The organism is Castellaniella sp. (assembly GCF_034675845.1).
Lineage (GTDB): Bacteria > Pseudomonadota > Gammaproteobacteria > Burkholderiales > Burkholderiaceae_B > Castellaniella.
In genome coordinates, this window is sequence record NZ_JAUCCU010000001.1 from 2,277,170 (window position 1) to 2,291,168 (window position 13,999).

Here is a 13,999-nt window from a genome sequence, read left to right on the forward strand (position 1 = left end):
CAGGTCTCCTACAGGGCGCGGAAGTGGTAGGACTTCACGCGGGTCAACATGTGATATCCATAGATGGAAAGAGAAATTCCGTGGCCGGTATTCTTGACGCCGGTCCAGGCCAGCGCCGGGTCCAGGTAGTCGCAGCGATTCATGAAGACCGTGCCGGTCTGCAGTTGTTGTCCCAGATGTCGGGCAGCATCCATGTCCTGAGTAAAGATAGCGGCGGTCAGGCCGTAGCGGCAGTCGTTCATCAGGTCCAGGGCCTGCTGATCCGTCGAGACCGGCATGATGCTGACGACCGGGCCGAAGCATTCTTCGTTCATGACCGGCATGTCGTGGTTCACCTGGGTCAGGATGCTGGGGGCCAGGTAGGTGCTGCCGGGCCGCGCCATGCCAAAATGTTCCGGATTGATGCAGTTGCGTGCGCCCAGGCTGATGGATTGCTGGATCGCGCCGCGGATCTCCTCGGCAGCGCGCTGGCGCACCACCGGTCCCAGGTTGGTATGCGGGTCCAGCGGATCGCCCAGCCGGTATTGTTCCGTCAGGGCGACGGCCTGATCGACGAATGCCTGATAGCGCGACTGATCGACATAAATCCGCTGGATGCCGCAGCAGGACTGCCCAGAATTGAAAAAGGCGCCGTCCACCAGGGTCTCGACAGCTTGATTGAGATCGGCATCGGCGCGGACATAGGCCGGGTCGTTGCCGCCCAGTTCCAGTCCGCGGCCGATAAATCGGCCCACGGAGGCTTCTTCGACTGCGGCGCCGCCCCGGACGGAGCCCGTGAAGGCCACATAGTCGATGGCTGGCGACTGGATCAGCTTGCGAATGGCTTCGTGGGTTGCATGGATGTACTGGAATAGCCCGGCGGGCAGGCCCGCATCGGTAAAGGCCTGCACCAGTTGTTCCGCGCATAGCGGGGTCTGGTCCGAGTGCTTCAGGATGACCGAGTTGCCAGCGGCCAGGGCCGGGATAATGCTGTTGACTGCCGTCAATAATGGGTAGTTCCAGGGGGCGATGGTCAGGACCACCCCGACGGGCTCGCGTTCGATGGCACGTTGCAAGTTGTCCTTGGCGGGCAGCGCCAGCGGGGCCAGGGCCTCTTGCGCCACCGACAGCATGTAACGTCCGCGTTCAGCAAAGCCACGCAGCTCGCCGGGGGCCTGGCTGATGGGGCGGCCCATTTGTTCGGTAATTGAACGGGCAAAGGTCTCGCTGCGCTCCAGGACGGTATGGATGGCTTTTTCCAGCAGTGCGATCCGTGCTGATAGCGGCTGGCGCGCCCAGTCGGTCTGGGCATGGCGGGCGGCGTGGCTGATCCGGTCCAGGTCGGCATCGGTGGCGTGTGGTCGCCGTAGGAGTTCTTGCCCATCGATGGGGCTGATGGTGATGAGTTCGCTCATGGTGAACGGGTTTCCTGGTTGGTCAGATGATTTCGAAGTAGCGCTGGAGTTCCCAGTCGGTGACGTACTCGCGGAACTTGCGTTCTTCCCATTCCCGAGTGGCGACCATGTGATCGACGAAGGGGTCGCCGAATAAGGTGCGCGCCACCTGGGATTGGCGCAGGCGCTGGGCCGCATCCCAGAGCGTGCTTGGGAATTTGATCTCGTTGGGGAAGGTCTGGGTGTAGGCGTTCCCGGTGGTAAAAGTGGGCACCAGCTTTTGTTCGATGCCCATCAATCCAGAGCCCAGCGCTGCTGCCAGGGCGATATAGGGATTGGCATCGGCAGAACCAATCCGGACTTCGATCCGCTGCGCTTGTGGGCCGCCTGGGATGATGCGCAGCGCCGTCGTGCGGTTTTCTATGCCCAGGCTGGCTTCCAGCGGTGCCCAGTATCCGGGCACCAGGCGGGTATAGCTGTTGATGGTCTGGGCATACATGGCCATCAGTTCTGGCATATAGGCCTGTTGGCCTGCCGCAAACTGATGCTGCAGGAGGCTCATGTGGTGTTCTGCGTTGGCGTCGTGAAAGACATTGGCGCCGGTTTTTCGGTCGGTCAACGAGAGGTGAATATGACCGCTTTGGCCCGAATAATGATGAGACCATTTCGCCATGAAAGTTGCCATCAGGCCTTGTTGCTCGGCCAATGCCTTGGTGAAGGTCTTGAACAGCAGGCCTTTGTCGGCCGCATGCTCGATTCGGTCCACGGCCAGCGCGGCCTCCAGCACGCCGGGGCCGGTTTCTGTGTGCAGGCTTTCAATCGGGATGTCCATGTGCTCGCACAGGTCCATCAGTTCTTCGTAGAAATCAGCGTGTACCGTGCTGCGCAGCACCGAGTAGCCGAAGTTTCCAGGGGTCCAGTTTTTCAGGTTGCGGTATTGCTTTTCCCGGATGGAGTCCGGGGTCTCGTCGAACATGAAGAACTCATATTCCAGGGCTGCATGGGCGTCGAAACCGAGATCAGTTGCGCGGTCGATGATGCGATGCAGCAGCCGACGAGGACACACCTGGGCAGCCGCCCCATCCAGTTCGGCGATAAAAAACAACATGGCCTCGCCCTGGGCGTTGCGTTCCAGGGGCAGCCGTCGGCAGCTGCTGGGCACGATGCGAGCAGCCGCATCGGGGTAGGCGGTGTGCCAGCCGGTGAATGTGGTGTTGTCGTATAGATCGTCGTTGGAATCCCAGCCCATGACGACGTCGCAAAACGCAAAGCCGGATTTCAGCGCACTGATGAATTTATCCTTGCGCATGTACTTGCCACGGATCACGCCGTCAATGTCCGATAGCCCCAGCTTGATGTGCGAGAGGCTGCTTTGGGACACCAGGGCGATGGCGTCTTCAATAGTCTGGATGGTACGTTCTTGCATATTGCACCTTTGTGCCGCGTCGATGAAACGGGGGGTGCTGTTTTGCGTGCCCCCCGAGCCTGCCGATTAAATAATCACGAGAACCGATAGGGTGGCCCCGCCTTGTCCATGACGCCCGAATATTGCTTCAGGATGTCCACAACCTTGGCACTGCGTGGACTCTTGGCGGCGATTTCGTCCCAGAACTTATGCGCTTCGGTTTCCACGGCCTTCCATTCGGACTCGGGAATGGTGGTCAATTCCAGCTTGCCGCCCTGAGTGCGGTAGTGGGCTTCGCCCCACCAGTACCAGTGCTGGCGGTAATAGTGTGAACTGTCCATGGCCAGTTGGAACAGCACCTTCAGGTGATCGGGCACGGCGTTCCATTTTTCGGTGTTGGCGATGTACGACCCGGCCCAGGCTCCCGAGACATTATTCGTCAGGTAGTATTTGGTCACATCTGCCCAGCCTACGGTATAGACCTCGGTGATGCCGGACCAGCACACACCATCCAGTTCGCCGGTTTGCAAGGCGACCTGCACGTCTTCATAGGGCAGGGTGACGGGCACCACCCCCAGGCGCGACAAGAATCGTCCACCGGTCGGGAAGGTGTACAGGCGCAGGCCTTTCAGGTCGTTCAGCGACTTGATCGGTTTGGTGGAGGCGATGTTGCAGGGGTCCCATGCGCCGGTGCCCAGCCAGGTCACGTTTTCAACCTGACTGTAGGCTTCTTTCCAGATATCGTTCAGGCCGTACCAGTTCCACAGGGCAGGCACATCCAGGCTGTAGCGGGAAGCCAGCGGAAAGTACGCGGCAAAGATAGCCACGTCCACCGGGGCGGCCATGGAGTCGTCATCGCTTTGGGCAGCATCGATGGTGCCCTTTTGCACTGCCCGGAACAGTTCGCCCTGGGGCACCAACTGATCGGCGGTATACAGTTCGATTTCCATCTCGCCATTGGCGGCCTTGTTGAAGGCGTCGATGGAGGGTTTGATGACATGCTCGGCCAGGGCTGGTCCGGCATAGGTCTGTAGCCGCCACTTGATGGGCGCCTGGGCGCGTACGATGGCTGGTGCCGCAATGGCGCTGGCCCCCAGGGCCGCGCCGCCCGCGAGTTTCAGGAATTCACGTCGTTGAGTCATTGTCTCTGACCTCCGTTACTGGGTTGGGTGAGGCGCCGCGCCGCGTCACCTTATGTGCTGCTTCGCAGGCCGAGGGCCTAGCGAGCGCGGTTTGAATACATGTCGGGCAGCCACAGGGTGATCTCCGGGAAGATCATCAGGATGGCCAGGGTAATCATCATCAGAATGGCAAAAGGGACGATGGATTTATAAATGTCGATGATGGTGATTTCGGGGGGCGCCATGGCCCGCATCAGGAACAGGTTGTAGCCAAATGGCGGGATGATGTAGGCCAGCTGACACGTGACCGTGTACAGGATGCCGAACCAGATCGGGCTGAAGCCCAGCGCCTTGACCAGCGGGATATACAGGGGCGCCACGATCACCAGCATGGCGGTATCGTCCAGGAACATCCCCAGCACGATGAAGGACAGCATCATGATGATCAGGATGGTCCAGCGATCGAAACCCCACTCACTCAAGAATAGTTTTTCAATGGCCTTGATGGCGCCCAGTCCGTCGTATACCGCACCGAAACAGAGGGCCGCCAGAATGATCCACATGAACATGCAGCTGACGCTAAGGGTCTGGCGCAGGCAGGATTCCATGATCTTGTGGTTCAGGCGGCCTTTCAGGGCGGCAGCCAGCGTGGCCAGCCCCGCCCCCAGGGCAGAGGTTTCCACCAGGCTGGTCACGCCGGTCATGAAGCAGCCCATCATGATGGCGAAGATCAAAATCGGCAGGATGCCTTCACCCAGCAAGCGCCATTTTTCCGGTTCCGCTGCCTGGCGTTCTTCCAGCGACAGCGGAGGACCAAGCTCCGGGTTCAGGCGGCAGCGGATGTAGATGTAAAGCGTGAACAGAGCGGCCATCAACAGCCCGGGCAAAATGCCGGCGATCCATAGCTGCAGCACGGGCTGACGGGCGATCATGGCGTACAACACCAGCACGATGCTGGGTGGAATCAGGATGCCCAGGGAACTACCCGCCTGGATGACGCCGGTGACCATGACCTTGTCGTAGCCGCGCTTCATCATCTGGGGCAGGGCGACGCTGGCACCGATTGCCATGCCGGCAACGCTCAGGCCGTTCATGGCAGAAATCAACACCATCAGGCCAATGGTGCCGATGCCCAGGCCGCCGGGCATGCCCCCCATCCAGACGTGGAACATGCGGTATAGCTTGGCGGCCAGGCCGGATTCCGACAGCATGAAGCCCATGAAGATGAACAGAGGCAGGGTCAGCAGGGCGTACCAGTTCAGCACGGTGAAGGTGGCGTTGAACGGCATTTCTATATCATTGCCGCCCCACAAAAAATAGGCCGAGGTCGCACCGATGAAGCCGACGATGCCGTAGACGCGCTGCCCGGTGGTCATCAGCACCAGCAGCGATGAAAACATGGTGAGGGTGATCAGTTCGTGGCTCATTCGATGGACTTCCCAATCGCAGTGGCCAGATCACGAAAAAAAGTGGCCAAGGTTTGCAACAGCATCATGAAGATGCCGAAGGTCATGATGATCTTGATGGGGGCCATCGGAGGGGCCCAGGCGGTGTAGTTGCGTTGGTCGTTGACCAGGGCGTATTCCGAGCTGGAGATTCCGCCCAGCAGCAGGAACACCAGAAAAACCACCACCAACCAGATCGTGACCATATCGACGCAGGCCCGGGTGCGGGCGCTCCAGCGGGAATACAGCAGGTCCATGCGCACGTGCGCATGGATTTGCATGGAATAGCCGCCGCCCAGCAGGTAGTAGGCGGATAACAGGAATTGGGCGCTTTCCATCATCCAGTTGAAATAGATGTCGAATGCCATGCGCATGAAGGCCGAATATAAAAATCCGACCATCATGACCAGCACGAAGTACATGGAAAAACGCCCGATGACCCGGTTGATCCGGTCTACCCAGCGCACATAGAGCTTGATGACGTGTGGCACGCGCCTCCTCCTGAGACAGTCGGCTGCTTGGCCCCTGTCGTTTTCTGATGAGGTTTATGATTGCGTGCGCTGAGGGCTGTGCCTATCCAAAAACGGCATGCGATTGTCAAGAATCGGCATGGAATTATCAGAATTTGGCAAATCCTTGTCGGATTTTGGCAAAACCAGGGATATCCCTAGGGCTGGAAGTTGCGCAGGGTGGCGGACGGGGTCTCGCCGAATAATTGGCGATAGTCCTGCGAGAACTGGCCCAGGTGTTCGAAGCCCCAGGTGGTGGCCACCTGGGTGACACGGCCAGAGATATCCTGCGCATTATGCAGCTTGCGTCGTACCTGATTGAGCTTCAGGATGCGTAAGTAGGCCAGTGGAGAAAGCCCGACGACGGTCTGGAAGCTGTATTGCAGCGCACGTCTGCTGATGTGCAAATGGCGGCAGATTTCAGCGATGGACAGCCGCTGGTTGGCCTGGGATAGCACCAGATCGCGGGCTTGCTGGACGATTTGACGGCTGTGGCGGATGCGGGAATAATGCGCCCCGGTCGGGGGCTGTACGCCTTGGCTCAAGGCAGTGCAAAGCAATTCCAGGATGGATTCCTGCAAGTCGTCCGGAGAAATATCGGCGTGGTGTTCGCCGGTGGCAAACAAGGCCTGCTTCAGGGTATGCAGCATTTTCCTGTACAGGTCGGGGGCGATGTTCAGCGTGCCGCCTTCTTGCAGCAAATCTGTGATTTGGCTGTCTTCGGGGGGAATGTGTGCCCGCAGCAATTCCTGGTTGATGACGATACCGAAGATATCGTAGTCTTTCGGGGTGGATAGTTCGAATTGGCGGCCCCCTGGCCGAAACAGCAAGGTGTCGTCGGGAATCGGCTGGGCATCCAGTCGGGACAGCGCGCTGTGCGGGGTCGGCAGGCCAAACCAAAGCGAATCTGCCCAGGCCGCGCAGGATTGGTGCAGGGCCTGGTTGGCGGATTCCTGGAATAGTTGCAGGTTGGGCAGCCAGAGCTCTGTCAGCTGGCCCTCGAAGCATCCAGAAGAAAACTGGTCATAGCTTTGTTCCCATTGGCTGAGATTATGGGCGTGGTCATCGGCGTCGCGGGCGGTGCGTGTCCTGCGCCGGGCTCGGTGTGGTTGTGCTTCTGGGTTGTCGGCAAGACACATGACCATGGTGGAACCACCTTAAGAGCGGAGGTAATAGACCGGCCTACAGGCGATTTTCATTCCTTGAACCACATGTTTTGGCCATATACATATATCACTATATAAAGAATACCTGCGAAATTCATCAGATTTGACCCTGTTTACATCAGGGATGACCCTGACGGGAAGTCAGAAATACCGCACAATGGTTCTTTTACTTGCTTGAGAAGGATCAAGATGGCACGCATCGTTCTGTTCGAAAACATCCACGCCAGCGCCAAAGAAGTCTTTATCGCTGCGGGCTTCGACGAAGTCATTACCTATCCGGGCGCGCTGACGGGCGCAGCCCTGCACGAAGCGCTGCAAGGTGTGCAGGTGGTGGGTATTCGCTCTCGCACCCACCTGGATCAAAGCGTGCTGTCCAGTCTGCCCGATTTGCGTGCCATCGGCTGCTTTTGTATCGGAACCAATCAGGTCGACCTGGAAACTGCCGCGCTAGGCGGGGTGCCGGTCTTCAATGCGCCTTATTCGAACACCCGCTCGGTGGCCGAACTCGTCCTGGGCGAGGCCATCTTGTTGCTGCGCCGCATTCCCGAAAAAAATGCTCGCGTGCACGAAGGCTTCTGGGACAAAACCGCCGACGGCGCTTACGAGGCGCGTGGCAAGACCCTGGGCATTGTCGGCTATGGCAATATCGGTTCGCAGGTGGGCATCCTGGCTGAATCCTTTGGGATGCGGGTGCTTTATCACGATATCGAGGCAAAGCTTCCTTTGGGCAATGCCCATGCCACCACGTCGCTGCAAAGATTCCTGGGGCAGGCCGATGTGGTCACCCTGCATGTGCCCGGCGGCAAGGACACCACGAACCTGATCGATGCCGATGCGATTGCCGCCATGAAGCCCGGCAGCATTCTCATCAATGCTTCGCGAGGCACAGTGGTCGATATCCCGGCCCTGCAACGCGCCCTGAAATCCGGCCACTTGTCTGGCGCTGCCATCGATGTCTTCCCCACCGAACCCAAGAGCCGCGACGAGGCCCTGGATAGCCCGTTGCGTGGCCTGCAGAATGTGATTCTGACCCCGCATATCGGGGGCAGCACCCAGGAATCTCAGGAAAACATCGGCCGCGAAGTCGCCGAAAAACTAAAACGTTTCATCACCAGCGGCACCACCAAGGGCACGGTCAATTTCCCGGAAATTTCCTACCACGAGCCCGCCGGCACTGCCCGCATCATCCATATTCACCAGAACGTCCCAGGGGCCATGGGGGCGCTCAGTAATCTCATGGGTGAATTCGGCCTGAATATCGTCAGCCAGCAACTGCAAACCAGGGGCAAGATCGGCTACGCCATTACCGATGTCGATGGCGAAGTCACCGATCAGGTTGTCGAAGGCCTGCGCCGCCACCCCATCACCATCCGCTGCGACCGCGTGTGATCTGAAAAAAGAATGGGGTCAGACACCATTTCCCCTAAAAATGGTGTCTGACCCCATTTTCTCTGGCCCTGTTTTTTCCAACCCCGATCCCCATTTTTTCGCGCTTTCCCTTACTGTCAATATAGTCATTCGTTCGTCAGGCACTTATACTGGGCTGAATTCAGACTGATCCTCGTGACTCTAGAACGATAAAAATTGGCTCGATTCTGTTTTTTCAACAGGCTTGATCCAGATCATCACCCTTGTTCGTTGTGGGGTTTATCGTCTAGATTCCTTACGCCAGGAGTCCCAGATGAGCACTGCGCCTGATGCAGCCCCCCAAAACCGCCGCGGCCGTTTATTGACGGTCTGGACTCCGGAAGACAAGGCTTTTTGGGCGCACGAAGGCAGCGCCATCGCCAATGTCAATCTCTGGATTTCCATTCCTGCGCTGTTCCTGGCCTTTGCTGTCTGGCAAATGTGGAGCGTTGTAGCGGTCAACCTCCCTAATCTGGGCTTCAAGTACACAGAAAACCAATTGTTCTGGCTGGCGGCTTTGCCTGCGTTGTCCGGGGCGACGCTGCGGATTTTTTATTCCTTCATGGTGCCGGTGTTTGGTGGTCGTCGCTGGACCGCCCTGACCACCGCCAGCCTGCTGCTGCCCACCATAGGCGTGGGGCTGGCGGTGCAAAACCCATCCACACCGTATTCCACCATGCTGATGCTGGCCTTGCTGTGCGGTCTGGGTGGGGGTAATTTCTCTTCCTCCATGTCCAACATCAGCTTTTTCTTTCCCAAAGAGCGCAAGGGCTCGGCCCTGGGTTTGAATGCGGGGCTTGGGAATCTCGGGGTGTCTTCGGTGCAGTTTCTGGCGCCTCTGGTCATTACCATGGGCATCCTGGGGCCTTGGGCCGGTGATCCTCAGATTGCCAGCCTGTCGGGCGCCCACGGCGGCCCGACAGAGGTCTGGGCACAGAACGCGGCCTTTATCTGGGCACCGTTCATCATCATCGTGTCCATGCTGGCTTGGGTAGGCATGCACGATATTGCCGATGCCAGGGCCTCGTTTCGCGAGCAGGCCGTCATCTTCCAGCGCAAGCACAATTGGATCATGTGTTTTCTCTACCTGGGTACCTTTGGCTCGTTCATTGGCTTTTCGGCCGGGTTTCCCTTGTTGATCAAATACCTCTACCCGGATATTCGTCCTTTGCAATATGCCTGGCTGGGGCCGTTGGTGGGTGCCATGGCCCGGCCCTTTGGGGGCTGGCTGTCGGATCGCCTGGGTGGGGCCCGGGTGACTTTCTGGACATTTTTCTGGATGGTGCTGGGCGTGCTGGGCGTCATGGCGTCTTTGCCAGGACAGGGCTCCGCAGGCAGTTTCTTCGGTTTCTTGCTGGCCTTCCTGTTTTTGTTCTTCTTGACCGGCATCGGCAATGGCTCCACTTTTGCCATGATTCCTGTCATTTTCACTACCCTGGCCAAGCGCCGTCACGCTGCCTCTGGCAGCCTGCATCAGGCTGAATCCGAAGGCGCCAAAGAGTCCGCCGCAGTCTTGGGGTTCAGTGGCGCCATGGGGGCCTATGGCGGATTTTTCATCCCCAAGAGTTTTGGCACGTCTTTTGATCTGACGGGCGGCGCAGATGCGGCCCTGATGTTTTTTGTGGTGTTTTATGCGGTATCCATCGCTGTCACCTGGTGGTATTACTCGCGTGCCAAGGCCGAAATCCCATGCTGAAAATCCAGTCCATATTCTCCTGCCCTGGGGGCCTGCCAGCACGACGCGGCAGGCTTTTGGCCATGTTTCTCGCCAGCCAGTGTTTTTCTGATCTCTTTCAAACGGAGCAACCATCGTGAGCCATTTCATCGATAGACTGAAGTATTTTTCCCGTCCGAAAGAACTCTTTTCCAATGGTCACGGCGATGTGGTCCACGAGGATCGCACCTGGGAAGAGGGCTATCGCAACCGTTGGCAGCATGACAAGATCGTGCGTTCCACGCACGGGGTGAACTGTACGGGGTCCTGTTCCTGGAAAATCTACGTCAAGGGCGGCATTGTCACGTGGGAAACCCAGCAGACCGACTACCCCCGCACCCGTCCCGACATGCCTAATCACGAACCGCGCGGCTGTCCGCGCGGGGCGACGTTCTCCTGGTATCTGTACAGCGCCAACCGCGTCAAATATCCCATGCTGCGCGGACGCCTGGCCCGCCTGTGGCGCGAACAGCGCAAGACCATGGGTGCCGTGCAGGCCTGGACCGCTATCGTGTCTGACCCCGATAAGTCCAAGGCCTACAAGTCCGTGCGTGGTCTGGGTGGTTTTGTGCGTTCCACCTGGGACGAAGTCAATGAAATCATCGCTGCCGCCAATATCCACACCATCAAGCGCCACGGGCCGGACCGCATTGCGGGCTTTTCGCCGATCCCGGCCATGTCCATGGTGTCGTATGCCTCCGGCAGCCGCTATCTGTCTTTGCTGGGCGGTTCTTTGCTTAGTTTCTACGACTGGTACTGCGACTTGCCGCCATCCAGCCCGCAGACCTGGGGCGAACAAACCGACGTCAGCGAATCCGCCGACTGGTACAACTCCACGTTCATCATGCTGTGGGGCTCCAACGTCCCCCAGACCCGCACGCCGGATGCACACTTCATGGTCGAGGCCCGTTATCGCGGCGCCAAGGTCATCTCGGTCTTCCCCGATTACGCAGAAGGCGCAAAATTTGGCGACCTCTGGCTGCACCCCAAGCAGGGCACTGATGCAGCCCTGGCCCTGGCCATGGGTCACGTGGTCCTGAAAGAATTCCACCTGGCCGGAAAAAGCGCCTATTTTGACCGCTACTGCCGCCAGTACACCGACATGCCGTTCCTGGTGCGCCTGGTGCGCCAGGGCGACCGCTATGTGCCCGATCGCAAGTTGCGTGCTGCTGATTTCACCGATCGCCTGGGCCAGCAAAACAATCCCGAATGGAAAACGGTCGCTTGCGACCAGGATACGGGCGAATTTATCGTGCCTCAGGGTTCGATCGGTTTTCGCTGGGGCCAAAAAGAAGGCGAAGACGCCGGTAAATGGAACCTGGACCTCAAGGACGCCCGTGGCCATGATGTCAATCCGCGCCTCAGCCTGATCGATGCGCACGACGAAGTCGTGCCGGTGGCCTTTCCGTATTTTGGCGGCGTGCACCATGATTATTTCAAGGGCACGGACCACGATGAAGTCCTGCTGCGCAATCTGCCGGTCAAGCGCGTTCAGACGGCTGAAGGCGAGGTTCTGGTCGCCACGGTGTTCGATCTGTTCGTGGCCAACTACGGTATTGACCGTGGTCTGGGGGGCGAAAACGTAGCCTCGTCCTATGACGATGACGTGCCTTACACCCCCGCGTGGCAGGAACGCATCACCGGCGTACCCCGTGAGCAGGTCATTACCGTGGCGCGCCAGTTTGCCGATAACGCCGATAAGACCCAGGGCAAGTCCATGATCATCCTGGGGGCCGGCCTGAACCACTGGTACCACATGGACATGGCGTATCGCGGCATTATCAACCTGGTCTCCATGTGCGGGTGTGTCGGGCAGTCCGGGGGCGGCTGGTGTCACTATGTGGGCCAGGAAAAACTGCGTCCACAGACCGGCTGGACCATGCTGACCTTCGCCCTGGATTGGCTGCGCCCGCCGCGCCACATGAACGGCACCTCGTTTTTCTATGCACACTCGGATCAATGGCGCTACGAAAAACTCGAAGTCTCCGAACTTCTGTCACCGCTGGCCGATGCCTCTAAATACCAGGGCAGCCTGATCGACATGAACGTGCGCGCCGAGCGCATGGGCTGGCTGCCTACTGCCCCGCAGTTGCAGACCAACCCTCTGCAAATCGTGCGCGATGCCCAAGCCGCCGGGATGGACCCCAAGGATTACACAATCCAGGGGCTGCGCGACGGTAAGCTCAAGTTCTCCTGCGAGGACCCTGACAATCCGGATAATTTCCCGCGCAACCTCTTTATCTGGCGCTCCAATATTCTGGGTTCATCGGGCAAGGGCCACGAATATTTTCTTAAGCACCTGTTGGGTACCCAGCATGGCGTGCAGGGCAAGGACCTGGGCGAACTGGGTGCGGGCAAGCCGCTGGAAGTCAATTGGCACGATGATGCCCCCCAGGGCAAGCTGGATCTGCTGGTGACGCTGGACTTCCGTATGTCCACCACCTGTCTGTATTCCGATGTCGTTCTGCCTACCGCCACCTGGTACGAGAAAAACGATCTGAATACATCGGACATGCACCCGTTCATCCACCCGCTGTCCGCAGCCGTGGACCCGATCTGGGAATCGCGCAGCGACTGGGAAATCTACAAGCACCTGGCCGAGAAGTTTTCCGAGCTGGCGGTCGATGCCGATCTGCCCGACCACGACCTGGTGCTGCAGCCCATGCAGCACGATACCCCGGGAGAACTGACCGATCCCTATGATGTGCGCGAGTGGCACAAGGGTGAATGCGACCTGATTCCGGGCAAGACCATGCCCAATATGATGGTGGTCGATCGCGATTACAAAAACGTCTACCAGCGCTTCATTACCCTGGGGCCTCTGGCCGAAAAACTGGGCAATGGCGGCAAGGGCATTTCCTGGGACACCAAGGAAGAAGTCGAATTCCTGCGCCAGCTCAATCGGGTCGAGCGTGAACCGGGGGTGGGGCAGGGCCAGCCGCGCATCTTTACCGACATCGATGCCTGCGAGACTGTGCTGACTCTGGCGCCGGAAACCAATGGTCACGTGGCGCTGAAGGCCTGGGAAGCCCTGTCCAAGATCACCGGGCGGGATCACACGCACCTGGTGCGGTCCAGCGAACACGAAAAGATCCGTTTCCGCGATATTCAGGCCCAACCTCGCAAGATCCTCACCTCGCCCACCTGGTCAGGCATTGAATCCGACAAGGTCAGCTATAGCGCGGGCTATACCAACGTGCATGAATGTATCCCATGGCGCACCCTGACGGGCCGCCAGGAACTCTATCAGGACCACCCCTGGATGCGCGATTTTGGCGAGTCCCTGTGCGTCTATCGTCCCCCGGTGGATACCAAGACCATCAAGCCCATGCTGGACAAAAAGTTCAGCAATGGCGAACCCCATGTGGTGCTCAACTTCATTACGCCGCACCAGAAATGGGGCATCCACTCCACCTATTCCGATAACCTGATCATGCTGACGCTGTCCCGTGGCGGGCCAATCGTCTGGATGTCGGAAATCGATGCAGCCAAGGCGGGCATCGTGGATAACGACTGGATCGAGGCCTTTAACGTCAACGGGGCTCTGGTGGCCCGGGCTGTGGTCAGCCAGCGGGTGCCCGAGGGCATGACCATGATGTATCACGCCCAGGAAAAAATCGTCAATGTCCCGGGGTCCGAGATCACCGGCAAACGTGGCGGTATTCATAATTCTGTGACGCGCACAGTCGTTAAGCCCACCCACATGATTGGTGGTTATGCCCAACTGTCCTACGGTTTCAACTACTACGGCACCGTGGGATCGAACCGTGATGAATTCGTGGTAGTTCGCAAAATGAAAAATGTTGACTGGATGGACGAGACCCATGAAGTGTCCGCCCAGTCGCAGGCTTAAGGAGTC

Annotated in this window: 9 protein-coding genes; 3 read left to right on the forward strand and 6 right to left on the reverse strand. The window is 58.7% G+C overall.

All coding sequences use genetic code 11. The features are described 5' to 3' along the window. Positions 1–8: 8 nt before the first annotated feature. The 6 genes from VDP81_RS10955 to VDP81_RS10980 all read right to left on the reverse strand — a co-directional run bounded on the left by VDP81_RS10955 (position 9) and on the right by VDP81_RS10980 (position 6,998). The gene (locus tag VDP81_RS10955; protein ID WP_323012316.1) at positions 9–1,394 is read right to left on the reverse strand and encodes an aldehyde dehydrogenase family protein; all 1,386 of its coding nucleotides are present in this window, start codon (positions 1,392–1,394) and stop codon (positions 9–11) included. A gap of 22 nt (positions 1,395–1,416) precedes the next feature. Then, entirely contained in the window at positions 1,417–2,799 is a 1,383-nt protein-coding gene (locus tag VDP81_RS10960) for a glutamine synthetase (RefSeq protein WP_322996304.1), read from the reverse strand. 74 nt (positions 2,800–2,873) lie between these two features. Next, positions 2,874–3,920 carry a TRAP transporter substrate-binding protein gene (locus VDP81_RS10965; protein WP_322996305.1) on the reverse strand — a complete coding sequence of 349 codons (1,047 nt, stop codon included), beginning with the start codon at positions 3,918–3,920 and terminating at the stop codon, positions 2,874–2,876. 77 nt (positions 3,921–3,997) lie between these two features. Beyond that, the gene (locus tag VDP81_RS10970; protein ID WP_322996306.1) at positions 3,998–5,326 is read right to left on the reverse strand and encodes a TRAP transporter large permease; all 1,329 of its coding nucleotides are present in this window, start codon (positions 5,324–5,326) and stop codon (positions 3,998–4,000) included. After that, entirely contained in the window at positions 5,323–5,835 is a 513-nt protein-coding gene (locus VDP81_RS10975) for a TRAP transporter small permease subunit (protein ID WP_322996307.1), read from the reverse strand. The genes VDP81_RS10970 and VDP81_RS10975 overlap by 4 nt, the downstream gene beginning before the upstream one ends. A 176-nt stretch (positions 5,836–6,011) precedes the next feature. Beyond that, positions 6,012–6,998, reverse strand: a complete 987-nt coding sequence (locus VDP81_RS10980) for a helix-turn-helix domain-containing protein (RefSeq protein ID WP_322996308.1) — start codon at positions 6,996–6,998, stop codon at positions 6,012–6,014. Positions 6,999–7,208: 210 nt separating this feature from the next. Here VDP81_RS10980 and serA point away from each other — a divergent pair, with 210 nt between their 5' ends. The 3 genes from serA to VDP81_RS10995 all read left to right on the forward strand — a co-directional run bounded on the left by serA (position 7,209) and on the right by VDP81_RS10995 (position 13,993). Further along, entirely contained in the window at positions 7,209–8,408 is a 1,200-nt protein-coding gene (serA, locus tag VDP81_RS10985; RefSeq protein WP_322996309.1) for a phosphoglycerate dehydrogenase, read from the forward strand. A 292-nt stretch (positions 8,409–8,700) separates the two neighbouring features. Then, positions 8,701–10,122 (forward strand): NarK family nitrate/nitrite MFS transporter, encoded by a 1,422-nt coding sequence (locus VDP81_RS10990; RefSeq protein WP_322996310.1) that lies wholly within the window; start codon positions 8,701–8,703, stop codon positions 10,120–10,122. A gap of 115 nt (positions 10,123–10,237) precedes the next feature. After that, positions 10,238–13,993 (forward strand): nitrate reductase subunit alpha, encoded by a 3,756-nt coding sequence (locus VDP81_RS10995; RefSeq protein ID WP_323012317.1) that lies wholly within the window; start codon positions 10,238–10,240, stop codon positions 13,991–13,993. The last annotated feature ends 6 nt before the right edge of the window (positions 13,994–13,999 follow it).